The organism is Arenibacter amylolyticus (genome assembly GCF_002150785.1).
Taxonomy (GTDB): Bacteria; Bacteroidota; Bacteroidia; order Flavobacteriales; family Flavobacteriaceae; genus Arenibacter; species Arenibacter amylolyticus.
Genome location: NZ_MTAZ01000084.1, coordinates 1 through 1,335 on the forward strand (window position 1 = coordinate 1; position 1,335 = coordinate 1,335).

1 protein-coding gene is annotated in these 1,335 nt (G+C 43.2%); it reads left to right on the top strand.

The genetic code is table 11. From position 1 onward, the window contains the following. The first annotated feature begins 87 nt into the window (after positions 1-87). Entirely contained in the window at positions 88-1,257 is a 1,170-nt protein-coding gene (locus BV214_RS16440) for an IS4 family transposase (protein WP_086478585.1), read from the top strand. The last annotated feature ends 78 nt before the right edge of the window (positions 1,258-1,335 follow it).

Genomic DNA, 1,335 nt, shown 5'->3' on the forward strand with positions numbered 1-1,335 from the left:
CAATAGCGTCCTAAACGTTTAAAAAAGGAAGGGAGTTTTGTAACTCAAAGTTATCTTTGAGGTGCGAAACAAAAATCAACCCTTCCCATGACAAATATAACCCTGTTTTCACAGATAATTAAAAAACTTGATCGTTCTTCTTTCAATAAAATGGTCAGAGAAAAGCAAACGGACAAGCATTCCAAAGGATTTAATAGCTGGACCCATATGGTCTCGATGCTTTTCTGCCAGTTTGCCAAGAGCCAATCCGTCCGTGATATCAGCAACGGGCTCCGCTCGGCCACCGGTAACCTGAACCATTTGGGAATTGAGAGGGCTCCGTCCAAATCCACGGTCAGCTATCAAAACCAGAGACGGGACTGGGAACTCTTCAGGGATTATTACTATAAACTGCTCCAAACATTAGGACAGCATGCCTATCGCAAGCGTGTAAAATTCAGGATCAAATCAAAGATATTCCTGCTGGACTCCACTACCATAAGCCTGTGCCTAAGCCTTTTTGATTGGGCGAAATACAAGACGGCAAAAGGCGCCATAAAGATGCATACACTTCTGGATTATGATGGGCATCTGCCGGCCTATGTGAACATTACAGATGGAAAGACAGCGGATAACAAGGGTGCTTATGACATACCGCTGTTAAAACAGAGCGTCATTGTTGCCGACCGGTTCTACAATGATTTTTCCCTGCTCAAGGTCTGGGACAGCAACCAGGTGTTTTTCGTTATTAGGCATAAAGAAAACATCCGGTTTAAAAGTATTAAGGAGAACGAACTCCCCGACGATATGCACGGGCATATCCTAAAGGATGAAATCATTGAACTCACGGGGTACCGGTCGTCCCAGAAATACTCCAAGCGGCTTAGAAGGGTGGCCATATGGGATGATGAGAACCAGCAGGAAATAGAACTCATCACCAACCAAAAGACTTGGACAGCAAACACGATAGGTGAACTTTACAAGGCACGTTGGCAGATAGAAATATTTTTCAGGGAAATAAAACAGTTGCTACACATTAAGTCTTTCGTGGGCACATCGGAAAATGCGGTAATGATCCAAATATGGACAGCCTTGATTACAATCCTCGTCCTTAAGGCATTGAAAGCGATAGGAAAATACCCCTGGCACTTATCGAATCTGGTCTCTTTTATAAGATTGAACCTTTTTGTCAAGATAGACCTTCAAAAATGGCTAGACGAGCCTTTTGTCGAGCCAAAACCGCCGCCCGGAAATCTAAGGCAGGGGGTCCTATTTTGAAAAAGGAAAGAAATACACTGAAAAGAACAGTAAAAACGGTAGTTTTAGAACTTCCTGAAATCGTTTAGGACAGTATTG

Excerpts from the sequence above, each read along its gene's own strand:
- BV214_RS16440 (WP_086478585.1), top strand. The coding sequence starts at position 88 with ATGACAAATATAACCCTGTTTTCACAGATAATTAAAAAACTTGATCGT.